We start from the raw sequence: 26,614 nt of genomic DNA on the forward strand, positions 1-26,614 counted from the left end.
CTCGCGCTTGGTGCGGTTATAAATATTAAGCAAGAACAGATGCTTATGCTATTCTTGCTTCTTAATGGATAGATGAGAGGACTGTTCTTAGTTCCAAGAATAAAATAAGAGTAGAGAGGCGATAGTGCCCTACCAATGTCTATTCTTGACGATGAGGCCTCTAAAATTTTTTTTGCCGGTCTAACGCGTTTTTGAGCATTGTCGGCGCCAGTTTTGACCAGCGCTGCGAATCACCGGAGAGCCCGAAACTGCAAATGATCGAAGGGAACAACCTCGATAGCCAAACCAACTTGGAGGCATGGATCCAAGCGGCCTCAGCAGGCTGCACATTTGCAACGATCATCGGCAACAAGGCTTTTACCTGTCACGGTTTGATATCGTTGACCGGAGCCTTTCTCAGCAGGCTTACCCATCATGTCAGAGTTCTTAAGGTGAACGATGACAGCTATAGCCTGACGCAAAGAAGGGCAAATCAGCTCAAAGACAACTCTTGAAATGGAATTTCGATTGGTCCTGACGGACCAAGGCACCTCGGCACACGCCAGCTATTTGGAGAGCGCGCGTGCCAAGGTGCCAGTCACTCTGAAATGGCCAGGTACTACGCCTCCCAGTGGTCGGAAAACATACCGCCGTTGGCAGTCCAAAAATGAAAACGCCTGAAGTGGTTGAGACCATCTGAGTCTCCGTCCGTGACTGTAAGTCAAATCTAGTCAGCAACGAGCACCTAACTAAGTGGCATTGAGTGCTCTCGGTCATTTTTGTTCCAAAAACGTCCAATCTTGTAAAGTATTGTGATGATTAGATTTTTGTAGGCGCTGCATATTTGTACGTGGGCTCATTTCGAAAGTTCCATCCGAAAAATACCTGTTCTGTAATCCCAAGTGATGGAGCAAGTCTTTTGAAAAGAGAACCGGACCCGATGAAAAAATTTTTAATAATTTACAAAGGTTTAGATGCTAGAAGCTTCCTCTGGAAAGAAATGGTTGGCATTTAAGTGGAACCATTTCGAGCCATAGGCGACGTGACCAACTTCCTCGGCATAAATCACTTCCAGTGCAGCGACTGCGTCGTCAGCCTTGGCCTTGCGGAAAATGTCGATCATTCCGGGGGTCACGTCCAGCCCACGTGCCTCAAGCACCATTGGGACGACGGCAAGACGACCCATAAGATCCTGTGCGGTGTCCTCGGCGGCGCGCCACATGCCTGCATGGGCGGGCAGGGCGCCATAGTGGCTCCCCATCTGTTCGAGGCAGTCGCAGACCATCTCAAAATGGCGCGATTCTTCTTCGGCGCATTTCACCCAATCGTCATAGAAGCCGATGGGCATGGGCACATGGCCAAACCGGGCAATGATATCCCAATGCAGATCCACGGCGTTCAACTCTATATGAGCGACAGCGTGCAACAGTGCGATGCGGCCGGCCTCGGACCCCGCCCTTCGGCGCGGTACATCACGAGGCGACAACAGTTCGGGCTTTTCAGGTCGCGCAGGGTATAGCGGTGGCTTTGCGGTGCCCACTTCGATCTTGGGCGCGTCGCCTTGCCGGGCTGCGAACCAGGCAGCGGCGTATCGTTTGGACAGGGCGGTTTTCTCGCGACCGACTGATGTGGTCAAAACCTCGGTCGCCATTTCGGTCAGTGTTTTTGACACGCTTGCCCCCTTACGCTTCACTCCGCGCGGGTCATACCCTTGATGCCCGCGCGGGTCGAGAGGGCTAGAGCGCGCGTGCGGCCTCCAACACTTCGTCCACATGACCCGGCACTTTCACCTTGCGCCAGACGCGGGCGATTTTTCCATCCGCATCAATCAGAAAGGTCGAGCGTTCGATCCCCATGGATTTGCGTCCGTACATGTTCTTTTCGATCCAGACGCCATAATCTTCGCACACGCTCTGACCCTCATCGGACAAAAGCGGCGTCGTAAGGCCGTGCTTGGCGACAAATTTGTCATGCTTTGCCACGGTATCGCGCGAGATGCCGAAAACGTTAGCACCCGCATCCGCAAAGGCTTGTAGTTGTTCCGAGAAACCGATGGATTCCTTGGTGCAGCCCGGCGTATCATCGCGGGGATAGAAAAACAGAACGACCGCGCGGCCACGCTGTTCCGACAGGGTCACCTTGCCGCCGCCGTCGCGAGGCAGTGTAAAGTCGGGTGCGATGTCTGAGACTTCGGGCATATTCAAACTCCGGCTGAGAAATTAACGGTTGCCGCTTATCATAGGGCTCCGTTGACAGGTTGAAAGGCGTGAGACGCAAATTGGTCCAGCAAGAACAGCAGGATGACACGAAGGCGGATAAGAAACCCCGCCGTCGGTCGCGGCGTCGAACCGCAGGGCTGTGGACATTGCGCGGTGTCTTCATCCTTGGATTTCTGGCACTGGTCACCGGCTTTATGGTTGTCGGCCAGCGCATGCACGCGCCGGATTGGTTGCGCGACCGGGTCGAGGCGCGCCTTGATCAGACATTGGGTGGCGTCAAAGTTCGGTTCGGCGATGTCAGTTTCATCATTCATGAAGGCTGGCGTCCGCGATTGCGACTGACCGATGTTCGTATCAGCGATGCGGACGGACGGCAGATTGCCGAAGTGTCCGACCTGCGGGCCAGCCTGTCGATGCGCCCGCTGTTGCGCGGGCATGTGCGCCCGAAGCGGATCATATTGCAAGGCGCGCAGATTGCACTGACACGGGGTGTCGATGGAGCGCTGTCGCTGACGGTCGGTGCCGGAAGTGCGCCGGTCGGTCAGGCCCGGAACCTGGCGCAGCTGATTGAATCATCAGACGAGGTGTTCCAGGCACCTATTTTGTCAGCCCTGACCTCGGTCGAACTGGATGCAATTACGCTGGACTATCAAGACCTGCGGTTGGGCCGGTCCTGGGTGCTGGACGGCGGGCGCATTCAGGCCAACCGCAACGCGGGTGAGGTTCGTCTGGCCACCAATTTCTCGGTGCTGGCCGGTCGCGATTATGTCAGCACGATCGAGGCCAACTATACCAGTTTGCTGGGTAGTCCGGCTGCGCAGTTCGGCATCTCGATCACCGATCTTCCCGCCGAGGATATCGCAGGCCACAGCCCGGCGCTGGCATGGATGCAGGTACTTCGCACACCGATCTCAGGTGCTTTGAGGGGTGGCATTGATACTGAGGGCGCGCTGGGGCCGGTCTTTGCCACGTTGAATCTGGGTGCAGGCGCCGTGCAGCCCACGCCTGAAACAACACCGATCAAATTCGACGCGGCGCGGACGTATTTTACCTACGACCCGAAACAACAGGCGCTGGATTTCAACGAAGTCTCGATCCAGTCTGCCTGGGGTACGGTGCAGGCAGATGGCAAGGCCTTTCTACATGGGGTCAAAGCTGGCGGGTTGGACAGTATGTCGGGGCAGTTCCGCCTCAGCGGGATTGAGATCAACCCGGCCAATCTGTTCCCCGAAGCACTGAATCTGACGCGGGCCGATGTTGATTTCCAGATGAAACTTGCGCCGTTCCGTATACAGCTGGGGCAGATGACGGTTGAAGACGGTGCACATCGCGCACGGCTCAGCGGGTCTCTGGCTGGTTTGACCGACGGCTGGGTCGCAGCCATTGACGCGCAGATTGATCGGATGAGCTCTGATCAGCTGTTGAACTACTGGCCCGAACGACTTGCCCCTAAACCGCGCCTTTGGGTCACCGATAACCTCTATCACGGAGAAATGTCCGATCTGGATTTCGCCCTGCGTCTACGGCCCGGCGAAAAGCCGGACATCTATGCGGATTTCGAATTCGACAAGACCGAGATACGGTTCGCCAAGACGTTGCCAACCATCCAAGACGCGCAGGGACAGGCCAGCCTGCTCAACCGGCGCTTTACCGTCTCGGCGCAAAAGGGGATTGTGATCGCGGATGAAGGAGGTACCGTTGATGCCTCGGGCACCTCGTTCATCATCCCCGATACCGGCATCAAAAAAACCACCCCGGCCATTGCGCGGATTAAGGCCAGCGGCAGTGTAACCGCAGCCATGTCATTGCTGGACCGGCCGCCGCTGCAACTGTTGACCAAGGCCAATCTGCCGGTGGATCTGGCCGACGGTCAGGTCAGTCTGAGTGGAACGCTTTCCTTGCCGCTGATCAAGGGCCTGAAGCTGGAAGATACCAGGTTCCATTTCGTTGGCGAGTTGTCGAATTTGGACAGCAGCAAGCTGGTACCCGGATTTGAAGTCAGCGCAGACCGATTGGACCTGAGCGGCGACCAGACGCAAGTGGCCATCCAGGGCGAGGGGCTGTTTGGCGTCGTACCGGTTGAAGCGCTTTGGCGGCAGCCGATCGGAGGCGAAACCCCGCGGCAAAGCGAACTGACAGGTCAAATCGAACTCTCCCCGCGTTTGATGGAACAAATCAATGCCGGACTGCCGCGCGGCATGTTGACCGGAGAGGGGATCGCCGATTTCAGCCTGAGTCTTGGTGCGGGTGAGCCCCCGCGCTTGTCCGCACAATCCGATCTGGTTGGCGTCGCGTTGGCGATCCCTGAGCTTGGATGGCGCAAATCAGCCAGCACTGGCGGCTCTCTGACTGCCGAGGCCACGCTGGGCGCTCAGCTAAGTGTCGATTCCCTTCGGATCAACGCTGCTGGTCTACGGACAACTGCAGCGATCTCGTTCCGGGATGGCGGGTTCGAAAGGGTACGGTTCAGCACGTTCGAACTGGGCGACTGGCTTGCAGTTCCGGCGGAATTGATTGGGCGTGGTGCCGCGCTGCCAGATATCCGTGTGTTGGGCGGCGTGCTTGATCTGGGAAAATCCACCATCGGTGAGGGAGGTAGCAGCGGTGGTGCTGCCGGGCCCGGGCCAAAGCTGGATGTGAAGCTGGACCGACTACAAGTCACTGAATCCGTTGCGTTGACCGGGTTGACTGGCTCGTTTCAAACCACTGGCGGATTGACCGGCAGCTTTGCGTCGCAAGTCAATGGCGGTGCAGCGATCCGCGGTCAGGTCACCCCGCGCGCGTCCCGATCTGCGGTTGGTCTAACCTCGGACGATGCAGGGGCGGTTCTGAGATCAGCGGGGGTTCTGACGCAGGCACGCGGTGGAACAATGCAATTGCAACTGGATCCGATCGCAGAGCCTGGAAATTATGACGTCGACCTGAAAATCAAAAATACGCGGATCACGGACGCCCCGGCCATGGCAGCGATATTGAACGCGATCAGTCTGGTGGGGTTGCTGGATGAAATGGCGGGGCAAGGTATTTTCTTCGCAGCCATCGACAGCAAAATGCGTATCACTCCGACCGAGGTGAAAGTGCTGAGCGGTAGTGCCGTAGGTCCATCAATGGGGCTGTCCTTTGATGGTACGGTCGACACTGTAGCCGGGATGCTGAACCTGCGCGGCGCGATTTCACCGATCTATCTGGTCAATGCTATTGGCAGCGTTCTGACCAAAAAGGGGGAAGGTATCTTTGCCTTCAACTACACTCTGTCCGGACCGCTGTCCGACCCGCAAGTTTCGGTCAATCCTCTGTCTGGTCTCGCACCTCTGTTTCTGCGCAACCTGTTGCGCGAGCCTGCGCCAACGGTCTCGGATGGCCCGAATGCCACACCGGATCGATCTGGCGAACCCAATCCCGCCTTCCAGACACGTGGTGAGGATCGCTGATCTGAGCTGTGGCCGAATCTGTCGGGCCGATGTATGGCGCGGCGATGAAACTCAGCGACTTTGACTTCCACCTGCCCGAACACCTGATTGCCACGCGTCCCGCCAGCCCGCGCTCGTCCGCGCGACTGCTGCTTGCGCAGGGTGATGCTGTTCAGGACCGGCACGTGTTCGATCTGCCGGACATATTGCAGCCCGGGGACCGTCTGGTGCTGAACGACACCCGCGTCATTCCCGCTCGCCTCAGCGGTCGCCGCCACCGTGACAGCGCGCAAGGGCCGGTATCTGCCGCGATTGAGGCGACATTGCTGGACCCGCAATCTGATGGTTGTTGGGCCGCGCTGATCAAGCCGCTTAAGAAGATCAAACCGGGCGAAGAGATCGTATTCTCAGACGATCTGAGCGCAACCCTGGACCGAGTTGCCGATGGCCAAGCCTATCTGCGCTTCAACCTGACCGGAGAGGATTTCGATCAAGCGTTGGAGCAGGCCGGCGCGATGCCGTTGCCTCCCTACATCGCAGCGAAACGTGCAGCGGATGAACAGGACAAGACCGACTACCAAACTGTGTGGGCGCGAAACTCCGGAGCCGTAGCGGCCCCAACCGCGTCCTTGCATTTTGATGATGCGCTTTTGCAGGCGCTATCGGAGCGCGGTGTCGAGTTCACGCATGTCACGCTGCATGTGGGGGCAGGCACATTTCTGCCGGTCAAAGTGGAAGACGTGACCACCCACAAGATGCACGCCGAATGGGGACGGGTCAGCGCGCAGGCCGCTGCCGAGATTGCGGCGACCAAAGAAGCGGGCGGGCGCGTTATCCCGGTTGGCACAACGGCCCTTCGACTGATCGAAAGCGCAGCTCGCAGCGGCCGGATCGCGCCGTGGGAAGGCGAGACCGATATCTTCATATACCCAGGTTTTGAATTTCACGTCACTGATGCGCTGATGACCAACTTCCACCTGCCGAAATCCACATTGCTGATGCTGGTTTCGGCGTTGATTGGGCAGGATCGGGTCAAGTCGGTCTATGACCACGCTATCGCAGAAGAATATCGCTTTTTCTCATACGGCGACGGATCTCTGCTTATACCATAGTCGTATCTTGGCGATCTGCGCCCTTACAATGTCGTAGACAAGCGCGACGTGCTTCGTCATTGACGGCAAAGCGGACAAAACACACCGGCAATTTTGGATAGGCAGAATGCTTCAGGTTCTTTCCAGCGCTTGGGCGCTTCTTCTGGGAATGGGGTTGCTGATGGTCGGCAACGGCCTGCAGGGCACGTTGCTGGGGGTGCGTGGGGAGATCGAGGGATTCTCGACCTTAGAGATGTCCTTTGTGATGTCGGCCTATTTCCTTGGGTTCCTTGGCGGCTCGCGTCTGGCACCTGAAATGATCCGCCGCGTGGGGCACGTGCGCGTGTTTGCGGCGCTGGCCTCGTTCATCTCGGCTGTCATGATCATGTATCCGATGCTGACCGATCCAATTGCATGGTCGATTGGCCGCGTGATTATCGGGTTCTGTTTTTCGGGCGTGTATGTGACCGCGGAAAGCTGGCTGAACAATGCCGCAAACAACGAGAACCGAGGGCAGGCGCTGTCGCTTTATATGATGGTGCAGATGACAGGAGTGGTGAGTGCCCAGGCCTTGTTGCTGGTCGGCGACCCGGCAGGATATGAGACCTTTGTCATCGCTTCTATACTGGTTTCGATCTCATTTGCGCCTATTCTGCTGTCCATTTCTCCGACCCCGGCGTTCGATACCACCAAACCGATGACATTGCGCCAGCTGATGGAAACTTCGCCGCTGGGCTGCGTCGGCATGTTCTTGCTTGGCGGGATATTTTCAGCGCAATTCGGGATGAGCGCCGTTTATGGCGCTCAGGTTGGATTGAGTCTGGTCGAGATTTCGACCTTCGTAGCGGTGTTTTATATCGGCGCCGTAGTCCTGCAATATCCGTTGGGCTGGATGTCCGACAGAATGGACCGCCGTCTGCTGATCATGCTGGTGGCCGCTGTTGGTGGGGTAGGCGCCGTGATAGGCATGATACTGGGCGTCACTTTCACCATGCTTCTCGTAGCTGCCTTTATCATCGGCGGCATGACAAGCCCGCTCTATTCTCTGTTGATCGCGTATACCAATGACTACTTGGAGTATGACGATATGTCGGCGGCTTCGGGCGGTCTGGTTTTTATTAACGGCTTGGGCGCTATCGCAGGTCCAATTATCACCGGTTGGCTAATGGGGGCTGGCGTGCTCGGCCCACAAGGCTTTTTCCTGTTCATCGCGGCGCTGATGTTCATCATGGCCGCCTATGCGGCCTATCGTATGACCCAGCGCGTCTACAAACCCGTGGATGAAACCGGATCGATTGCCCCGATTTACCCGACATCTTCGCCCGTTGCTCTGGAAGTTGCGCAAGAGGTCGCCATAGAGGCAGCCCAGGACGAGCAGGATACGCAAGAACCCGCCTGAGCGCCGGAAATGTGACTTTTGTGTTGCAATATGTTACTGTCACAAATCTGTAAAAGTGATTTTAATGACGTTACGTCCTGGGGAGGGCAATTACGGAGTCTAGGGCAATGGTAGGTCCTGAAGAAGTATTGAGTTTTTGGTTAGATGAGGTTGGCCCCGAGGGGTGGTACCTGCAGGATGAAGCGCTGGATGCGCGGATCCGGGATAAATTTCTTTCAACATGGGAAGCCGCGTGTGAGGGTAAATTCTCGCTTTGGCTGACCTATCCTAGCGGTTCGCTGGCCTATATTATTCTTATGGATCAGTTGCCTCGCAACATGTTCCGGGGAAGCAAACAGGCCTTTGCATCGGATCGGGCGGCACTGGCTGCAGCGAAATGCGCGGTCGACAAAGGCTGGGATCTTAAGATCGACGAACCGGCGCGGCAGTTCTTTTATTTGCCGATGATGCATTCGGAAAATCTGTGCGATCAGGAGCGCTGTGTGCGCCTTATGATCGAACGGATGCCGGAAGGCGGCGAGAGCAATCTGCTTCATGCGCGCGCTCATCGTGAGGTGATCCGCAAGTTCGGTCGTTTCCCGTATCGAAACGATGCGCTGGAACGCGCGACCACTGAACACGAAGCCGCATATGTCAGTAATGGCGGATATGGTTCGACTGTGCGCGAGTTGCAGGCCGCGACCTAGGTCGCGGGCTCACAGCCTTTTAGGATCAGAAGGCGGTCGGTGACAATGTCGGCGGATGTCGTGATGGCATAGTCGATCAAGTCTTCTGGTTTTTCGACCAGGCCCGCCAATCGGGTCTGAGTGTCTTCCAGCTTCCCCTCCAGATCACCCAAACGTCGCAATGCCGCATTCAACTGTTGGCGTGTGACCGCATCGAGCTGCGTGCCCTGACTGCCAAGGGTCGCAAGATCGCTGCGCAACGCGGCCAGTTCCCCACGAACTCCCTGCGCCTGATCTCGTAGCGGCGCCACGACCTGCAGGTTCTCAGCAAACCCGACCCGGATCTGATCGACAGACTGCGCAAGTTTCCACCCCAAAAACAGGCATAAAGCCAACAATATCAATGTCGCGTTCAAAAGAGCGAGCAGTAAATCTTTGAGCGTTTTAGCCATGATACGCCTTTCGAAAATCGGGAAGGTCAAAAACTGGTAGTGCATATTCTTCAGTTCTAGCCTTTGCGGTAACGTGGGTATAGGCTGAATTCAGCTCCAAATACCTGATTTGACCCCGCGTCACATATGTCGCGGGCTCTGATGTTGATGCGTTGTAAAAAATAGTTTAACGGTAAACTAGTTTTTGAACTGACCTGTGCCGAGAGGGAAACATGGCTGCACAATCTTATGATCTGATCGTAATCGGGGCTGGCCCCGGTGGCTATGTAGCCGCTATTCGCGCGGCGCAACTGGGCCTGAAGACCGCTGTTGTCGAGCGCGAACATCTGGGTGGTATCTGCCTGAACTGGGGCTGTATCCCGACAAAGGCACTACTGCGGTCATCGGAAGTGTTCCACCTGATGGAGCGTGCCAAGGATTTTGGCTTGAAAGCAGACAAGGTCGGCTACGATCTGGATGCGGTTGTGAAGCGCTCGCGCGGTGTTGCCGCGCAGTTGTCTGGCGGTATAGGTCATCTGCTGAAAAAGAACAAAGTCGCTGTTGTCATGGGCGAGGCATCGATCCCCGCCAAGGGCAAGGTCAGCGTCAAAACAGACAAAGGCACGGAAGACCTAACCGCGAAGAATATCGTTCTGGCCACCGGTGCCCGGGCGCGCGAACTGCCGGGCCTTGAAGCGGATGGCGATCTGGTCTGGACGTACAAACACGCGCTGCAACCGCCGCGGATGCCCAAGAAACTGCTGGTCATCGGCTCGGGTGCGATCGGGATCGAATTCGCCAGCTTCTATAACACGTTGGGCGCGGACACGACCGTGGTCGAGGTGATGGATCGAGTGCTGCCTGTAGAAGATGCCGAGATCAGTGCATTTGCCAAGAAAGCTTTCACCAAGCAGGGCATGACCATCATGGAAAAGGCGATGGTTAAACAATTGGACCGCGCCAAGGGCAAGGTGACTGCGCATATCGAGGTGAAAGGCAAGGTTGAGAAACACGATTTTGACACGGTGATCTCGGCCGTGGGCATCGTCGGTAATGTGGAAAACCTCGGGCTTGAAGCCTTGGGTGTGAAGATCGACCGCACGCACGTGGTCACCGATGAATACTGCCGCACTGGGGTAGACGGGCTTTACGCTATAGGTGATATCGCCGGGGCGCCCTGGCTGGCACACAAAGCCAGCCACGAAGGCGTGATGGTAGCTGAGCTGATCGCGGGCAAACACGCACATCCGGTGAAGCCTGAAAGCATCGCGGGCTGCACCTATTGCCAGCCTCAGGTCGCTTCGGTTGGGTATAGCGAAGCCAAGGCCAAAGAGCTGGGCTATGAGATCAAGGTCGGACGCTTCCCGTTCATCGGCAACGGTAAGGCCATCGCGCTTGGTGAGCCCGAGGGACTGATAAAGACCGTCTTCGATGCCAAGACTGGGGAACTGCTAGGTGCACACATGATCGGTGCCGAAGTCACAGAGCTTATTCAGGGCTATGTGGTCGGTCGCCAGTTGGAAACCACTGAAGAAGACCTGATGAACACCGTCTTCCCGCATCCGACGCTGTCTGAAATGATGCATGAAAGCGTGCTGGATGCCTATGGACGCGTGATCCACATGTAAGGACAGGGGGCTCTGCCCCCGCCGCGGCAAGCCGCGACTCCCCCGAGATATTTATAGCCAGATGAAGCAGGGGATCCGTACTTCATCTGGCCGAAAATACCTCGGAGCGCGAGGCAGAGCCTCGCAAAGGATCCTCATTTATTTATTGCTTCCAATATACGGGCCCACGAGCGGATGCCTTTGTGGAAGCTTTTGACGTCGTATTTCTCGTTCGGCGAGTGGATGGCATCATCGTCATTGGCATACCCAACCAGCATCGAATCCAGCCCCAACACTGTATTGAAATATCCAACCACTGGGATTGATCCGCCCATCCCGGTGAAAACGGCCTCGCGATTCCACTCGTCCGAAAGTGCTCCGCGGGCCGCTTCGAATTCTGGGCGGCTAAGGTTCATCACCGAAGCAGGCGAGCCTTCGAGATCACTGTCCCAGACCACTTTAGCATCCGTAGACAGGCGCTCTTCGACATGTTTGCGGATCCTTTTGCGGAGCGCGTCCGGGTCCATGTCGCCGACCAAGCGGCAGGTGATCTTGCAATGTGCCTCGGACGGGATCACGGTTTTGGAGCCCGCGCCGTTGTAACCTCCCCAAAGGCCATTCACTTCAAGCGTGGGTCGCGCCCATTGTTGTTCCAGGGTGGAATAGCCTGTTTCACCGTGCGGCTCGGTATAGCCAACCGAATTCAGGTATTCCGCTTCATCGAACCCGCAATTCTCCCATTGGCGCAACTGCTCGGCCGGGACTTCGTGTACGCCTTCGTAAAAACCTTCGACCGCGACGCGGCCGGTTTCTTCATCATAGAAGGATGCGACGATGCGCGACAGTTCCCGCAGCGGGTTCAGACCCGGCCCGCCATAGTGGCCCGAATGCAGGTCGATGCGGGGACCGATGATTGTGAATTCATCCTTGAGCATGCCGCGCAATTGCGACGCTATCGAAGGCACCCCCCGCGACACCATCGAAGTATCACAGACCAGCGCGAGATCCGCCTGAAGCTCGGATTTGTTTGCTTTGAGAAATGGCACGAGTGAGGGCGACCCGGATTCTTCCTCACCTTCGAAGAAAAACGTGATGCGGCAGGGCAGGGTGCCATGCACTGCTTTCCAGGCGCGGCAGGCCTCGACGAAGGTCATCAGTTGGCCTTTGTCGTCAGAAGCGCCGCGCCCGCGTATCACCTGTCCGTGTGGAGTGTCTTCCAAAGCCGGATCGAAAGGATCGCGTGTCCACAGCTCCAGCGGATCGACAGGTTGCACATCATAGTGTCCATAGAACAGAACATGCGGCCCACCGCTGTCCTCACCGACATGGCCAACGACCATGGGATGTCCCGGAGTTTCGCGCTTTTCGGCTGCAATACCGATACTTTTCAGATCCGCCACCAGCCAATCGGCAGCCTGGTCGACTTGGTCCTTGAAGGCCGGGTCAGTCGAGATGGAGGGAATGCGCAGAAACTCCATCAGGCGGTCGATGGAGGTGGTCAGATCGGCGTCGATCCGGCTCAGTACAGCGTCAAGCGACATAGGGGTCTCCTGGGAACGTCTTGAAATTGGGCAGAGCCTATCAGCATGGGCGGTACCGTCCAGCAGGTTTCTGTGCTGGATCTGGAGGAAAGGCCTGCGGCGTTTCCTCGCGTCTTGTGGTCGTAACTTTGCTTGTCGGTTTAGGCGTTTGGCGTTATTTGATGCAAATCAAAGTTGGGTTCGGCTGTTCGGCTGTAGGCCAGTTGGACAGATGAACGCGACGCCATACTTCCAGCCCGGCTTGTGAAGTGGCGAAAAAAGTCGCCCGGGGCTATAATAACCGGGCATCCAAGGAGGGTCCGTTGGACTATACTGCTCAGCTCGATACAGCGATTGCCAGGCTGCATGACGAAGGACGTTATCGGACCTTTATCGATATTGAACGTCGGAATGGTCATTTTCCGCATGCGGTACGGACTTGTCCCGATGGTTCGCAGCAGAACATCACCGTGTGGTGTGGCAATGATTATTTGGGCATGGGTCAGAATCCTGTTGTTTTGGAGGCCATGCACGAGGCGGTGGAGGCCGCAGGCGCAGGCTCGGGCGGGACGCGCAACATTTCAGGCACGACAGTCTATCACAAACGGCTGGAAGCTGAATTGGCGGACTTGCACGGCAAAGAAGCCGCACTGCTATTCACCAGTGCCTATATCGCCAATGACGCGACACTCAGCACTCTGCCAAAATTGTTCCCCGGCCTGATTATATATTCCGATGCACTGAACCATGCGTCGATGATCGAAGGCGTGCGCCGCAACGGGGGTGCCAAACGCATCTTCCGCCACAATGACGTGGCACATCTGCGTGAGTTGCTTGAGGCTGATGACTCTGCAGCCCCCAAGCTGATCGCGTTTGAGTCGGTCTATTCGATGGATGGCGATTTCGGACCCATTGAAGAGATTTGCGATCTGGCCGATGAATTCTGTGCTTTGACCTATATTGATGAGGTTCACGCAGTTGGCATGTACGGCCCCCGCGGCGGGGGTGTAACCGAGCGTGATCGGTTGGCGCATCGCATTGACATCATCAACGGAACGCTTGCCAAAGCCTACGGTGTCATGGGCGGCTACATCGCGGCGAGTGCCAAGATGTGTGACGCCATCCGGTCCTATGCGCCGGGCTTTATCTTTACTACCTCGCTGCCACCTGCGGTTGCGGCAGGGGCGGCAGCCTCGGTGGCCTATCTCAAGCGCGCGCCTGAACTGCGCGAGCAGCACCAGACCCAGGCCAGCATTCTTAAGCTGAGGCTGAAAGGGCTTGGCATGCCTCTGATTGATCACGGCAGCCACATTGTGCCGGTGATCGTTGGCAACCCCGTCCACACCAAGAAGTTGAGCGATATGCTGCTGGATGACTATGGTATCTATGTGCAGCCAATCAATTTCCCGACCGTTCCGCGCGGCACCGAACGTCTGCGGTTTACGCCATCTCCGGTGCATGGACCCGACGAAATGAACCGTCTGGTGCAGGCGATGGACGAACTTTGGTCACATTGTGCGCTAAATCGCGCCGAACTTGCTGGATAACCTCACGCTAAAGTGTGCAACGAGTTTGCTGCGTGTTAAGCTTACGCTAACAAAAGAAGCGGACGAATCGTTATAGGGGCGATTCGACGTTTGCGCGTAACACGCGACAGGCAAAGATGGGGCAGCAGGAATGATTGGGCGCAGATCACAGCGCGATTCCGAAGAAGACATGGACGTCAGACCCAAGGGTTTTGATGACTATGAGGTACGGCTTGGCGATGTCATGCGCGGCGAACGTGCAACGATGGGCAAGTCGCTTCTGGATGTGCAGCGTGAACTGCGAATCAAAGCCAACTACATCGCCGCCATCGAAAATGCAGATCCCGATGCCTTTGACACACCCGGCTTCATCGCCGGGTATGTGCGTTCATATGCCCGCTATCTGGGCATGAACCCCGATGAGACTTTTGCGACCTTCTGTCAGGAAAGCGGTTTCGAGGTTGCGCATGGCATGTCGGCCGAGGCGTCGGTGGTCAAAAAAGCGCAAGGTGGTTTGCCCTCACGCGGGCCGATGGGACGTGATCCGTTTGTCTCGCCCAGTACGCCTTATATTCCGGGCCGCGAATCCGTAGTCAGCCAGATTGAACCGCGTGCTATTGGATCGACGCTGGTGCTGTTGGCCGTCATTGGCGGCATCGGTTATGGGGGCTGGTCGGTTCTGAACCGCATTCAGCAGGTGCAGGTCAGCCCGGTTGAGCAGGCCCCCGTCGTGCTTACAGACCTTGACCCGCTGGATGCCGCGCAGGCCCGGCCCGAGGCAACAGAACTGGCCAGCGCCGAGGTGCCAAGCTCTGAAGCGCTGGATCGTCTGTATCGTCCGCAGGCACTTGATGTGCCGGTGCTGGTGGCGCGCGATGCGCCGATTTCCACCCTTGATCCGCGCAATGTCGGAACGTTCCGCGCGCCTGAACCTCCGCAAATCAAAGTGACCGAAGTTCATACGGTTGAACGCCCGGCCTTGCCTCAAGTGGTTGAAAAGCTGGATACGACGCTGAAGATCGTGGCCGTGAACCCTGCTTGGATGCGTGTCACGGCAGCCGATGGCAGCGTGATTTTCGAAGGAACTCTGGGCACCGTTGAGCAGGGCAGCACGTTTGAAGTGCCGCTCACCGAGGAACCCCCGCAACTGCGAGCAGGAGCTGCGGGGTCGGTCTATTTCTCGATGAATGGCGAACATTTTGGTCCTGTGGGCGCGCCGGGTACGGTGGCCAAAGGTGTTGTTCTGTCAAAAGATGCCGTTGCAGAAACCTTCGCAGTTGCCGATCTTGAGGCCGATCAGAACAGCGCGCTCAAGCAACTGGTGGCCGAGTTGCAGACCGAGGCGGCAGAAGCGCCCGCCGAGTGATCTTGGCATTGCTCCCCAAGGGATGGCGAACTATCTAAGGGTCAATTCAGGCTGATCCGGATCGATCCTCATGTCGCTCAATCACGTGCGCCCCTGGCGCAATATCTATCGCCGCAAATCCCGCCAGATCATGGTTGGCAATGTGCCCGTCGGAGGTGACGCACCGATTGCCGTGCAGACCATGACCAACACGCTGACCACCGACGTGGCTGCGACCGTGGCACAGGTGCAGGCGGCAGCAGAGGCGGGGGCGGATATCGTGCGGGTCTCGGTCCCGGATGAGGCCTCGTCAAAAGCGCTGAAAGAGATCGTGCGCGAAAGCCCTGTTCCTATCGTGGCTGATATTCATTTCCACTACCGTCGCGGAATCGAATCCGCCGAGGCCGGTGCGGCCTGCCTGCGGATCAATCCGGGCAATATCGGCGATGAAAAACGGGTGAAAGAGGTCATCAAAGCCGCGCGAGACCACAATTGCTCGATCCGGATCGGGGTGAACGCAGGGAGCCTGGAAAAGCACCTGCTTGAGAAATACGGCGAGCCGTGCCCCGAAGCGATGGTCGAGAGCGGGTTGGAGCATATCCGTATTCTCGAAGACAACGACTTTCACAATTTCAAGATCAGCGTGAAGGCCAGCGACGTATTCCTGTCAGCCGCGGCTTATCAGGGCATTGCCGAGGCGACGGATGCGCCCATCCATCTGGGCATCACCGAGGCCGGAGGGCTGGTCAGCGGCACCATCAAATCGGCCATCGGTCTGGGCAATCTGCTGTGGATGGGCATTGGCGACACGATCCGCGTCAGCCTGTCTGCTGATCCGGTGGAAGAGGTCAAGGTCGGCTATGAGATCCTGAAATCTCTGGGCCTGCGCCATCGCGGCGTGAACATCATCTCATGCCCCTCCTGCGCGCGACAGGGTTTTGACGTAATCAAAACGGTTGAGGCGTTGGAGCATCGCTTGGAACACATCAAGACACCCATGAGCCTGTCGATCATCGGCTGTGTCGTGAACGGTCCGGGTGAGGCGCTGATGACCGATGTCGGTTTCACCGGTGGCGGGGCAGGCTCGGGCATGGTCTATCTGGCAGGCAAAGCCAGCCACAAGATGTCAAACGACCAGATGATTGATCACATCGTTGAAGAGGTCGAAAAGAAGGCAGCAGAGCTGGATGCGGCAGCTGAAGCTGCTGAGTAACAAGGCCTATGTAACAGGCATTTGCTGTGTCGCGCAGTGAATGCCGCCGCCCAGCTCGCCCAATACGTCGACATTCAATGCAATGATCTCGCGCCCGGCGTAGTGACGAGCTAATGCCTTCTGTGCAATCTCATCGGTTTCGCGGTCTCCGAACTGGGCCATCACGATGCCGCCATTACAAACATAGTAATTCGCATAAGACGCCACGAATTCGGGATCGTTAACTCGGCGCCTATTGGGTTCAGGGATCACCTCAACCTGCAATCCTTCGGCGACGAGACGGTCATGAGTATCAAGGGCCGCGACATGAAACGGATCATCCATATCCGGCTCGTCTGGCAGGTTGATCAAAACGCGCCCAGGGCCGGTGAAGCGCGCCAGACTGTCGATGTGGTAATCGGTGATATCCTCGCCCCAGACCCCATCAGACCAGACCATGCGGTCGGCCCCATATGCAGCCAGTAATCGAGATTCAATTTCATTGCGTGACAGGTCTGGATTGCGGTTCTCATTCACCCACGAGCTTTCATGGGCCATGATCAACCCATGACCGTCTTGTTCTACACCGCCGGCCTCGCCTTTCAAGCCGGTCGGAAGCAGGGGCAGACCGAGATGGTCGGCAACCTTGGCAGCGATCCGCGCATCGTGTTTGTGCACCTGTTTCCGACCCCAGCCGTTGAACTGGATATGAGTGACCGCAATCCCGCCTCGATTGTCGATCACGAAGATTGGACCCGCGTCGCGGCACCACAAATCTTCGGTTGGAACATCCCAGAGCTCGACTGATGAGGATAGTTTTTGACGCGCATCCGCATGGTGCTTTGCCGCCGCAAGCATTGTCACGGGTTCAAAGGCGGAAATGGCGTTCGCGATTTCCGCGATGGTTTGTTGCACCATATCCAGAAAGATCTGGTCACGGTAAACTTTGCGGCTGACCGGCCATTGCATAAATGTGCGTTCGTGGGGCGCTTCTTCCGCCGGTACAAAGAAGTTTGAGGTGCGCTGAGCGAGGGCTTGCTTAGACAGGCCCATAAAACTCAGCGCACCTCCAGTGAGTAAGAGGTTCCGTCGATCCATGCTGGAAACCCACAGTGATGACTTAACCCTGTTCTGCCCGAACACCATTTGCGATCTGGAGCATTTGGTCTGCGGGCAGGTACCCGCGCATCATTTCGGTGCCCAGAACAAAGGACGGTGTGCCTGAAATCCGCAGCTTTTGCGCCAGATCGCGGGTTTTTGCGATTTCTTCGGTGACCTCATCGCTGTTCATTGCCGCGATGATCGCGTCGCTGTCCAGACCCAGCCCATCTGAAATCCGGCGCAGGGTCACCTCGGAGGGCTCGCCGCTGAATTCCAGCAGAGCGTCATGGACCTGCTTATAGGCATCGTCTCCCGCCACCTGTTTTGTTGCGATGGCAAAGCGGGATGACGCGACAGAGGCATCGCCCAGGATCGGCAATTCCTTAATCACAAGACGGATATTGCCGTCCTCGGCCAGCAGGGTGGCCACTTCGGGCACGGCGCGCCGGCAGTAACCGCAACGGTAGTCCATGAACTCGACCAGAGTAATATCGCCGTCCGGATTGCCACCGACCCAGCTGTAACCGTCATTAAAAAGCTCGTCAGCGTTGGCCGCGACAAGCTCCTTGTCAGCCTGAGCCTCGGCAACGGCATTGCGTTCCTCAAGGATGTTGATCGCCTCGAGGATCACTTCGGGGTTTTCCAGAAGGTATTCGCGCACTTGTGCGCCAAACTCGGCCTTCTCGGCGTCGCTCATCGCGTTCAGTTCCAGCGCCTGCGCAGGACCAGTGATCAGGGAAAGACCCAATAGGGCCGGTGCAGCATGTCTCAGGATCATTTCCGTTTCCTCTTTTTCTTCTTCTTTGCGCGCTCCGAGGCAATCAACACATCCTGTGCCCTTTGCCAACCCGGAGAGCCTTCGGGGAGCTGTGCAACAGCCCGTTTAGCATGTATGCCCGCATCATCAAGTCGGCCCTGCAGCGCATAGCGTTCTGCAGTCACCGCAGACGCCATTCCGTTGTTGCCCACCTGCGAATAGGCAGAACCCAGATCCTGCATCAGCCGGGCATTGCGATAGTCGCGTGCGCGCGCCTTTTCAAGCACTTGCAGGGCTTTCTTCGTCTTGCCATCCGCCAGCAAAGCACGTCCGTAACCGGCGAGGATCAGGGCATTGTTGGGCGCCATATCAACGGCTGCACCGTAGGCATCCACAGCTTCGCGCACGCGCCGGTTCTCCAATAGAATCTGGCCCTTCAATTCATAAAAAAACGGATCGTCAGGGCGAATCTCCAGCGCACCATCGATTGCGGCGCGGGCACGGGCGAGATCGCGATTTTGATGATGGGCCGATGCCTCGCGCATCAGGCGTATGTCACGATCTTTTTCTTCGCCCGCGCGACGCATGGTCCAGGTCGGGGATCGAAGAAAGGCTGACAACTTACCTTTGATCCGCGCGAACCAGTAATCGGCATTTGCGTTTTGCTCTGCCTTGTCGCCGAATTCGTTCAGAAAGGCCTCGGCGGCGCGCAAACGTTCGCGGCTGGTAGGGTGTGAGCGCATGTAGGGGTCTTGATTGACGGGGTTCAACAGCTCTTGCCCCGCGAACTTACGGTGCAGGTTGACCATCCCGCGCGGAGATACTCCCGCCCAACGCAAATAGCTGGCAGCACTTCGATCCGCCGAGGCTTCTTCGGCCCGCGTATGGCCCAGAAAGCTTCGCAGCGCCGAGGCTTGTGTGCCCGCTGCAATTCCTGCTGCAGCTTCTCCGCCACCTGCGGCCGCGGCTGCAAGCGCTAAAAGCGTCCCAAGCTGCGCGTTACGTTGTGCCGCGCGCAGGTTCTCTGAGCGTCTGGCCAGGTGGCCGTTGGCGATGTGCGCGGCCTCGTGTGCGATCACCGCTTGCAGCATCTCGGGCGTATCGACGCTCAGGATCAAGCCATAGTTGATATAGATCGTGTTGTAATCGATCACGAAGGCATTGAACGTACCATCATTGACGATCAGAACGCGCACCCGGTTGGTGTTCAGGCCAGCGGCCCGCAGGATCGGAAAGGCAAGCTCTTGCAGCCCGTGTTCAATGTCGGGATCGCGGATCAGGCTTTGCGCGCTGGCCTGCATGGCGCTGATCGACCATGTCACTGCCAGCAGCAACACGGCCGGGATTGACGCCAGCCGGGATAAGCGTTCAAAAGCCATGGCTGCAACATGGGAGATGGCCATGAGAAACTCAACCCGTTCCGGGGTCGATCCCTTCATCGTGATGGACGTGATGGAGGCCGCGCGCAAGGCGGAAGAAGCCGGGCGGCATGTCGTTCACATGGAAGTAGGTCAACCGGGGACCGGCGCACCCAAAGGGGCAACCGAAGCATTGGCGAAGGCCATGGAACAAGGGCCGCTTGGGTATACGGTGGCTTTGGGTTTGCCCGCTCTTCGTCAGCGGATCGCGCAGATGTATGGCGAATGGTATGGCGTTGATCTCAATCCAGAACGAGTGGTCATCACACCGGGATCATCGGGCGGGTTTTTGCTCGCCTTTACCGCTCTGTTCGACAGCGGTGATCGGGTGGGGATTGGTGCCCCGGGATATCCCTCTTATCGGCAAATCCTGAAAGCCTTGGGTTTGGTGCCGGTAGACTTGCCGACAGCACCGGAAAACCGGCTGCAGCCGGTGCCCGCCGATTTCACGGGGCTTGATTTGCAGGGATTGATGGTTGCCTCGCCTGCCAACCCGACTGGAACAATGCTGGATCACAAGGCGATGCAGGCGCTGATCGATGCGGCGCACGGGCAGGGTGCATCGTTCATCAGTGACGAGATTTATCACGGGCTGGAATACGAAGCCAAAGCCGTCACTGCGCTGGAGCTGACGGATGAGTGCTATGTGATCAACTCATTCTCTAAATATTTTTCGATGACCGGCTGGCGCGTTGGCTGGATGGTTGTGCCCGAAGATCAGGTACGGGTGGTTGAGCGGATTGCCCAGAACATGTTCATCTGCGCGCCTCACGCCAGTCAGGTGGCCGCATTGGCAGCTATGGATTGTGACGACGAATTGCAGGCAAATCTGGATGTATACCGCCGCAATCGTCTGTTGATGTTGGACGGGTTGCCCAAGGCCGGTTTTACCAGTATCGCACCGCCGGATGGGGCGTTTTATGTTTACGCGGATGTCTCAGACTTGACCGATGACAGCCGGGCATTTGCAGCCGAGATTCTCGACAAAGCCGGAGTTGCCGTGACGCCGGGGCTGGATTTCGATCCGGTGCGCGGGCATACGACGCTGCGATTTTCCTATGCGCGATCGACCGAAGACATTCAGGATGGGCTGGATCGGCTACAACGTTTTATGGCCAAGCGGGGTGCGATCCCGCAATCGGCCTAAAGCGTTCACAAAGGCGGCGTCATGCGATAGGCTCTGCCTCAAACGATCTCGGGATAACTTGAGGCCATGAGCAGGATTTTCTACGCAATCGCCCTGATCTGGGCGTTGAACGGTGTCGCTGTCGCGCAGGACTTCAGCGCGCTCGCACGCGTCCTTCCGGACCAGAGCAGCATCGTCGATGATGGCAATACCGGCGTAAGGGTCGAACTTGGGCTGACTCAAGGCGTGCCATACCGCGTGTTCACGCTGCGCGATCCATACCGCGTGGTTCTGGATTTCCAAGAGGTCGACTGGTCTGGCCTGAACCGCGAGACCTTCCTGCAAACCAGCCGGATCAGCGGTGTTCAATTCGGGGCATACGTGCCCGGTTGGTCGCGACTGGTGTTGGAGCTGGGCGCTCCGCTGGCGGTGGAAACAGCTGATCTGCGGGTTGATCAGGCGACGGGCACTGCTCAACTATCGCTGCACCTAAAAGGCACTGATTTTGACAGTTTTGCAGCCAGCGCAGGTGCCCCCCGTCAGCCCGGCTGGGATTTGCCGGAACCCGCAGTGACACCGGCACTGCCACGGCGCGACGGTGTGCGGGCGGTACGGGTCATGCTGGATCCCGGGCATGGCGGCATTGATCCCGGGGCAGAATTCGCTGATACAAATGAGAAAACACTGATGCTGACCTTCGCGCGAGAGCTGCGAGAGGCGCTGCTGCGTACCGGCGGTTTCGAAGTGGTGATGACGCGTGTTGACGATCAATTCGTCTCGCTCGAACGCCGTATCTCGCTGGCACATCAGGCCGGGGCCGACGTGTTTATCTCACTGCATGCGGATTCGCTTTCCGAAGGGCTGGCGCATGGGTCGGTCGTGTACACTCTTTCAGAGGAAGCTTCAGACGTTGCCAGTCAAAAGCTGGCCGAACGGCATGACCGGAGTGATTTGATCGCAGGTATTGATCTCAGCGGTGCAGACGATCAGGTCGCTGATGTGTTGCTGGATCTGGCTCGGCAAGAGACTGTGCCGCGCAGTAGCGCACTGGCGCGCTCGCTGGTGGATGGAATGACGCAGCAGGGAGGCCCGATGAATCGTCGTCCGCTACGTTCTTCGTCGTTTTCGGTGTTGAAGGCAGCCGATATCCCATCGGTTCTGGTTGAGTTGGGTTTTTTGTCCAGCCCGCGCGATTTCAAGAACATCTCTGATCCAAACTGGCGCGCATCCATGGCGCATGGGCTTGTGCAGGGGCTTGAGAACTGGCGTCGGGACGATCTGGTGAAGCGATCTCTGATCGGACAATGACGCAGCGGCGCAAAACAGCCATTGTAGCCTTTCGTGTTTTGACCCTGCGCGGGGGCGACACTATATAGGCGTCATCGCGAGTAAAAGGCAGTAACGTGATCCGGTTCATTCTTTCGTTCTTCGGGGCAATTTTCAGTCTCGTGACATTAGGTATTTTTATGGCCGCGCTGGTCGTTGGTGCGGTGTTCTGGATGTATGGCCGAGACCTGCCCAGTCATGAATCATTGGCACAATACAAACCACCGACGATCAGCCGGATTTACTCGGGTGAGGGCCAGCTGATCGACGAATTTGCGCAGGAGCGCCGCCTGTTTACGCCGTCCGAGGAAATTCCCGATCTGGTAAAACAGGCCTTTATCTCGGCGGAAGATAAGAACTTCTATACTCATCAGGGTTATGACCCGCGTGGGATCATTGCTGCCGGGGTCGAGGCAGTGCGCACTAAAGGCGAAACCGTTCGTGGTGCGTCAACCATCACGCAGCAGGTGATGAAGAACTTCCTTTTGTCCGGTGATCGCCGGGCCGAGCGCAAGATCAAGGAAATTATCCTCGCCACCCGGCTTGAGGATACGCTCGACAAAGAACAGATCCTCGAACTCTATATGAACGAGATATTTCTGGGCCAGAACTCTTATGGTGTGACCGCTGCTGCGCAGACCTATTTCAACAAAACTCTGCAGGAACTGGCCCCGCATGAGGCCGCGATGCTGGCGGCGATGCCCAAGGCACCATCGGACTACCATCCTGTGCGGCAGAAAGAACGTCTGCTGAACCGCCGCAACTATGTGCTGCGCGAGATGCAGCAGAACGGCTATATCGATCAGGCCACCTATGAGACCGAAGTCGATATGCCTTTGCGTTCGGTTCAGAACGGCGATTTTGAAAGCTTCCGCACTGCACTGCCGCCGCGTGACTATTTCACCGACGAAATCCGTCGCCAGTTGAGCGAGGATTTTGGCGAGGGTGAGTTCTTCACTGGCGGTTTCACCGTACGCGCCTCAGTGGATGAGGAAATGCAGGTCGAAGCGGCGAAAGCCCTGCGCACGGCGCTGCAGAAATACGACCGCTCTCGCGGGCGGTGGCGCGGCACAGGCGAAGTCATCGCCGAGGAGAAGCTGGCGGATGAAGCACAGTGGCGCGAGGCGCTGGCGATCATGGAAATCCCCCGCGACGTGGTGCTGCCGACGCAGTGGTATCCGGCCGTTGTTCTGAACGTGGCCGACCAATCCCTGACCGTCGGGATCGAAGATGGCCCAGCAGATGGCACCGTCCCGCGCGAAGACATCAAATGGATGCAGGGCAACTTCCAGGACAATTTCAAACGCGGCGATGTCATTCTGGTAATGGCTGGCGAAGAGGGGCAGTGGTCTGCCCGTCAGGTGCCAGAAGTGCAGGGCGGCTTTGTCGCGATGGACGTGAATTCGGGCCGTGTTCTGGCGATGCAGGGTGGGTTCTCGTATCAGGACACGGTATTCAACCGCGCCACTCAGGCGCAGCGCCAGCCCGGGTCCAGCTTCAAGCCATTCGTTTATGCCGCTGCTTTGGATAGCGGATACAGCCCCGCGACGATCGTTGTGGATGCGCCGATCGAGGTGAATACACCGCAGGGCCTGTGGCGTCCCAAAAACTCGACGAACAAGTTTTATGGTCCGACCCCGTTGCGTACCGGGATCGAACAGTCGCGGAACCTGATGACCATCCGTCTGGCGCAAGAAGTCACAATGCCCGTGGTCGCAGGCTATGCCGAGCGGTTTGGCGTTTATGACCGGATGGGTGCGTTCCTTGCGAACTCGCTAGGGTCTGAAGAGACTACGCTGTACAAAATGGTCGCTGCCTATGCGATGTTCGCCAATGGTGGCGAGCGGGTTGAACCCACACTGGTTGACCGTATTCAGGACCGGTTCGGCAAGACCATCTATCGCCATGACGATCGCCAGTGCGTCGATTGTAACTCTAGCTGGCTTGAGCCTGATGAGTCGCCCACGATCCTCACCGATCGCAGCCAGGTCATGGATGCCATCACCGCCTACCAGTTGACGTCGATGATGAAGGGCGTGGTTGATCGCGGCACTGCATCACGTGTTGTGAACCTGCCCGTGCCCACAGCGGGCAAGACCGGCACCACGAACGAATCCAAGGATGCGTGGTTCATCGGTTTCACCTCAAATATCGTGGCCGGTTGCTACATCGGTTATGACCGCCCGCGCCCTATGGGCCGAGGAGCCTACGGCGGCACCTTGTGCGGTCCTGTGTTCCAAAGCTTTATGGAAAAAGCAGTCGAGAAATACGGCGGTGGCCCGTTCGAGGTGCCTCCGGGTGGCCATTTCATCAAGATTGACCGGTTCAGCGGCGCGCGCCTGCCAGAAGACGCGAGTGGAGAATATGTGGTCGCCGAGTATTTCCGTGATGGCGTGGATGGTTTTATCGATCGCGTCTATGACGGTGGCTTCGCGATGGGATCTGACCTGCCGTTGTTTGAAGAGGCAAGTTCGGGCCGTCAGGTGACCACCTCAACCGGGGATACGATCACGGTTGGCCCCAATGCCAGCCAGGGCGATCTGCAGGGCGGCGGGCTTTACTGATCCGCCCAAGTTTCCCGGCTCAGTCGTCTTGTGGTGCCTCGCACCTCTTGCTATCACGCACACCTGATTGAGCAAGTTGGGACCTGACCATGCGCGCCGAAACCCAGAATATTGTGGCGGAAATCGAAAAGTCGCTGGAGCTGCTGGCGCAGCGCATGGACTATGAAACAGCGCCGCACCGGTTGGAGGAATTCAACGCGCGTGTTGAAGATCCGAACCTGTGGGACAATCCCGAGAACGCGCAGAAATTGATGCGCGAACGGCAGTTGCTGGTCGACGCCATCGAGACCTACGAATCCATCAAGACTGATCTCAGCGACAATATTGAGCTGATCGAACTGGGCGAGATGGAAGAGGACGAAGAGGTCGTAACCGACGCCGAAGAAGCGATCAAAAAGCTGCAGACCAAGGCCGCAAAGAAAGAGCTTGAGGCGCTGCTTGATGGCGAGGCGGACGGCAATGATACCTTCCTTGAGATCAACTCGGGCGCGGGCGGTACGGAAAGCTGCGACTGGGCCTCGATGCTGGCGCGGATGTATGTCCGCTGGGCCGAGAAAAAAGGCTATACGGTCGAACTGCAATCCGAGACAGCGGGGGAAGAGGCGGGGATCAAGTCCGCCGCCTACAAGATCACTGGCCACAACGCCTATGGCTGGTTGAAATCGGAAAGTGGCGTGCACCGTCTGGTGCGTATCTCTCCGTTCGACTCGGCGGCCAAGCGTCATACGTCATTCAGTTCGGTCTGGGTTTATCCTGTGGTGGATGACAATATCGAGATTGAGGTGAACCCGGCCGATATCCGCGTAGATACCTATCGGTCGTCCGGTGCTGGTGGTCAGCACGTGAACACCACCGACTCGGCGGTTCGGATTACGCATATTCCAACCGGAATTGTGGTGACCAGTTCCGAGAAATCGCAGCACCAGAACCGAGATATTGCCATGAAGGCGCTCAAGTCCCGGCTGTACCAGCAAGAGCTGGATCGCAGAAACGCCGAGATCAACGCCGCCCACGAAGCCAAGGGTGATGCGGGCTGGGGCAACCAGATCCGGTCTTACGTGCTGCAGCCCTATCAGATGGTCAAAGACTTGCGAACCAATCATGAAACATCCGACACCAAGGGTGTGCTGGATGGTGATCTGGATGGTTTCATGGCGGCGACACTGGCCCTGAATGTCTCGGGCAAAAGCCGGTCCGAGGCACAGGGCGAGGGCTAATTGCGGCAGTCCCTGACCTCGGCTGTGAACCTGATCAAGGGCCACTGGCAATTGATCGCAATTGTCGCGTTGGTGTTTGTTTTCTGGAACACGATGCTGATGCTTCCGTTGAAAATCCTGGTTGTGTTCCTGCATGAGCTTTCGCATGCAGGTGCCATTATACTGACCGGTGGTTCGGTTGAAAGTTTCTCGGTCTCTCCACAACAAGGTGGTCTGGTAATTGGCCGAGGAGGCAATCGGTTTGTCAGTCTGTCAGCGGGATATCTTGGGTCCTTGATGCTTGGGATGGGCCTGCTGATGATCGCCCTGCGCACCAATGCCGATCGGGCTGCGCTTGGTCTCTTTGGGGGAGTCATGCTGATTGTTGCGCTCCTGTATATCCGGGAACCGTTTGCCATGGCGTTCAGCGCGGGCTGTGGAGCGGTGATGCTGGCCACCGCGTGGTTCCTGGACCGCAACCTGTGTGATCTGATTCTACGGGTCATCGGGCTGACCAGCATGATCTACGTTCCGTTTGACATTTTCGATGACACGATCCGACGCGCGGGATCGCGATCAGATGCATATATGCTGGCTGAAGAATTCGGGGGAACCACCATGATGTGGGGCGGGTTGTGGCTGGTGCTTAGTCTGGTGATGATCGTCTTTGGTCTGAAGAATGTGCTGGGCCGCGACAGCAATGTGCGGATCGACCTCAGGATCAGATGATGCGCGCTCTTGC

The 26,614-nt window shown here is 57.4% G+C and carries 21 protein-coding genes; 14 read left to right on the forward strand and 7 right to left on the reverse strand.

All coding sequences use genetic code 11. The features are described 5' to 3' along the window. Positions 1-191: 191 nt before the first annotated feature. Positions 192-494, forward strand: coding sequence for a hypothetical protein (locus AC2TEM_RS00110; protein ID WP_480855935.1), 303 nt, complete (start codon positions 192-194; stop codon positions 492-494). A gap of 455 nt (positions 495-949) precedes the next feature. Here AC2TEM_RS00110 and AC2TEM_RS00115 read toward each other — a convergent pair whose 3' ends face one another. Both AC2TEM_RS00115 and AC2TEM_RS00120 read right to left on the reverse strand, forming a co-directional pair. After that, positions 950-1,651, reverse strand: coding sequence for a ferritin-like domain-containing protein (locus tag AC2TEM_RS00115; RefSeq protein ID WP_480855936.1), 702 nt, complete (start codon positions 1,649-1,651; stop codon positions 950-952). A 64-nt stretch (positions 1,652-1,715) separates the two neighbouring features. Continuing rightward, complete coding sequence (locus AC2TEM_RS00120; protein ID WP_170422205.1) at positions 1,716-2,177, reverse strand: peroxiredoxin family protein; 462 nt, start codon at positions 2,175-2,177, stop codon at positions 1,716-1,718. A gap of 68 nt (positions 2,178-2,245) precedes the next feature. Between AC2TEM_RS00120 and AC2TEM_RS00125 the strand changes: the two genes are divergently transcribed. From AC2TEM_RS00125 to AC2TEM_RS00140, 4 genes are all read left to right on the forward strand, one after another. Beyond that, positions 2,246-5,629, forward strand: coding sequence for a YhdP family protein (locus AC2TEM_RS00125; protein ID WP_480855937.1), 3,384 nt, complete (start codon positions 2,246-2,248; stop codon positions 5,627-5,629). A 44-nt stretch (positions 5,630-5,673) separates the two neighbouring features. Next, a complete protein-coding gene (gene queA / locus AC2TEM_RS00130; RefSeq protein ID WP_480856015.1) occupies positions 5,674-6,720 on the forward strand; it encodes a tRNA preQ1(34) S-adenosylmethionine ribosyltransferase-isomerase QueA in 1,047 nt (348 codons plus the stop codon). A 106-nt stretch (positions 6,721-6,826) separates the two neighbouring features. Further along, positions 6,827-8,098, forward strand: coding sequence for an MFS transporter (locus AC2TEM_RS00135; protein WP_170422201.1), 1,272 nt, complete (start codon positions 6,827-6,829; stop codon positions 8,096-8,098). Between the two features lie 107 nt (positions 8,099-8,205). Next, complete coding sequence (locus AC2TEM_RS00140; RefSeq protein WP_170396541.1) at positions 8,206-8,784, forward strand: DUF924 family protein; 579 nt, start codon at positions 8,206-8,208, stop codon at positions 8,782-8,784. Here the strand turns inward: AC2TEM_RS00140 and AC2TEM_RS00145 are convergent. Next, positions 8,781-9,215 carry a hypothetical protein gene (locus tag AC2TEM_RS00145; protein WP_170422199.1) on the reverse strand — a complete coding sequence of 145 codons (435 nt, stop codon included), beginning with the start codon at positions 9,213-9,215 and terminating at the stop codon, positions 8,781-8,783. The two genes, AC2TEM_RS00140 and AC2TEM_RS00145, sit on opposite strands and share 4 nt — an antisense overlap. 212 nt (positions 9,216-9,427) lie before the next feature. Between AC2TEM_RS00145 and lpdA the strand changes: the two genes are divergently transcribed. Continuing rightward, positions 9,428-10,822 (forward strand): dihydrolipoyl dehydrogenase, encoded by a 1,395-nt coding sequence (gene lpdA / locus AC2TEM_RS00150; RefSeq protein ID WP_170663673.1) that lies wholly within the window; start codon positions 9,428-9,430, stop codon positions 10,820-10,822. Between the two features lie 134 nt (positions 10,823-10,956). Here the strand turns inward: lpdA and AC2TEM_RS00155 are convergent, their stop codons facing one another. After that, entirely contained in the window at positions 10,957-12,342 is a 1,386-nt protein-coding gene (locus AC2TEM_RS00155) for a dipeptidase (protein ID WP_170403049.1), read from the reverse strand. A gap of 302 nt (positions 12,343-12,644) precedes the next feature. Here AC2TEM_RS00155 and hemA point away from each other — a divergent pair, with 302 nt between their 5' ends. The 3 genes from hemA to ispG all read left to right on the forward strand — a co-directional run bounded on the left by hemA (position 12,645) and on the right by ispG (position 16,405). Next, entirely contained in the window at positions 12,645-13,868 is a 1,224-nt protein-coding gene (gene hemA / locus AC2TEM_RS00160) for a 5-aminolevulinate synthase (protein WP_480855938.1), read from the forward strand. 130 nt (positions 13,869-13,998) lie between these two features. Beyond that, entirely contained in the window at positions 13,999-15,213 is a 1,215-nt protein-coding gene (locus AC2TEM_RS00165; protein WP_170608901.1) for a helix-turn-helix domain-containing protein, read from the forward strand. A gap of 70 nt (positions 15,214-15,283) precedes the next feature. Next, positions 15,284-16,405 (forward strand): flavodoxin-dependent (E)-4-hydroxy-3-methylbut-2-enyl-diphosphate synthase, encoded by a 1,122-nt coding sequence (gene ispG, locus AC2TEM_RS00170; RefSeq protein WP_170396552.1) that lies wholly within the window; start codon positions 15,284-15,286, stop codon positions 16,403-16,405. Positions 16,406-16,411: 6 nt separating this feature from the next. Here the strand turns inward: ispG and AC2TEM_RS00175 are convergent, their stop codons facing one another. From AC2TEM_RS00175 to AC2TEM_RS00185, 3 genes are all read right to left on the reverse strand, one after another. Beyond that, positions 16,412-17,437 carry an agmatine deiminase family protein gene (locus AC2TEM_RS00175; RefSeq protein WP_480855939.1) on the reverse strand — a complete coding sequence of 342 codons (1,026 nt, stop codon included), beginning with the start codon at positions 17,435-17,437 and terminating at the stop codon, positions 16,412-16,414. Positions 17,438-17,504: 67 nt separating this feature from the next. Further along, complete coding sequence (locus AC2TEM_RS00180) at positions 17,505-18,263, reverse strand: DsbA family protein (RefSeq protein WP_170396556.1); 759 nt, start codon at positions 18,261-18,263, stop codon at positions 17,505-17,507. Next, positions 18,260-19,645 carry a M48 family metalloprotease gene (locus AC2TEM_RS00185; protein ID WP_170422466.1) on the reverse strand — a complete coding sequence of 462 codons (1,386 nt, stop codon included), beginning with the start codon at positions 19,643-19,645 and terminating at the stop codon, positions 18,260-18,262. The genes AC2TEM_RS00180 and AC2TEM_RS00185 overlap by 4 nt, the downstream gene beginning before the upstream one ends. Here AC2TEM_RS00185 and AC2TEM_RS00190 point away from each other — a divergent pair. The 5 genes from AC2TEM_RS00190 (at position 19,644) to AC2TEM_RS00210 (ending at position 26,601) form a co-directional block, all read left to right on the forward strand. Next, entirely contained in the window at positions 19,644-20,807 is a 1,164-nt protein-coding gene (locus tag AC2TEM_RS00190; RefSeq protein WP_170422191.1) for an aminotransferase class I/II-fold pyridoxal phosphate-dependent enzyme, read from the forward strand. The genes AC2TEM_RS00185 and AC2TEM_RS00190 overlap by 2 nt on opposite strands. Before the next feature lie 66 nt (positions 20,808-20,873). Beyond that, positions 20,874-22,094 (forward strand): N-acetylmuramoyl-L-alanine amidase, encoded by a 1,221-nt coding sequence (locus AC2TEM_RS00195; RefSeq protein ID WP_170422188.1) that lies wholly within the window; start codon positions 20,874-20,876, stop codon positions 22,092-22,094. A 95-nt stretch (positions 22,095-22,189) separates the two neighbouring features. Further along, positions 22,190-24,676 carry a PBP1A family penicillin-binding protein gene (locus AC2TEM_RS00200; RefSeq protein ID WP_170422186.1) on the forward strand — a complete coding sequence of 829 codons (2,487 nt, stop codon included), beginning with the start codon at positions 22,190-22,192 and terminating at the stop codon, positions 24,674-24,676. An 89-nt stretch (positions 24,677-24,765) separates the two neighbouring features. After that, positions 24,766-25,893: a peptide chain release factor 2 gene (prfB, locus tag AC2TEM_RS00205; RefSeq protein ID WP_170403025.1), complete on the forward strand. Its 1,128-nt coding sequence runs from the start codon at positions 24,766-24,768 to the stop codon at positions 25,891-25,893. Beyond that, positions 25,894-26,601, forward strand: a complete 708-nt coding sequence (locus AC2TEM_RS00210) for a M50 family metallopeptidase (protein ID WP_170422184.1) — start codon at positions 25,894-25,896, stop codon at positions 26,599-26,601. Positions 26,602-26,614 lie beyond the last annotated feature (13 nt).

This window comes from Ruegeria sp. HKCCD3925 (assembly GCF_057221175.1).